1 protein-coding gene is annotated in these 255 nt (G+C 36.1%); it reads left to right on the top strand.

From position 1 onward, the window contains the following. A partial coding sequence (locus NE665_RS24585; RefSeq protein ID WP_256302792.1) for a hypothetical protein occupies window positions 1-221 on the top strand: 221 nt, incomplete at its 5' end. Between the last annotated feature and the right edge of the window lie 34 nt (window positions 222-255).

Here is a 255-nt window from a genome sequence, read left to right as displayed (position 1 = left end):
TGTTTGGTAAAGTTAAGCAGGACTGTTTTGATGGAAAGAACTTCATCACCACAAGAGAGTATACTTTCTGGCTTGAATGCGAATGTGAAAGCCTTTCAAGGCAGTTGATACAATTTGAAAATGATCTGTTTCCTTCGAAAATGACACAAGAGGATCTTGATGATGATAGATTACATTATTATATTTATTCCAGAGAACAGTATGGCACAGATGCATTTTAGGCTTCTGTGCCTTTTCTTTCTAACGGATAATTCC

It is taken from the genome of Clostridium sp. DFI.1.208 (genome assembly GCF_024463855.1).
Lineage (GTDB): Bacteria > Bacillota_I > Bacilli_A > Erysipelotrichales > Erysipelotrichaceae > Clostridium_AQ.
Note: the sequence above shows the minus strand (reverse complement) of the source record. Positions and strands in the feature narration are given on the sequence as shown.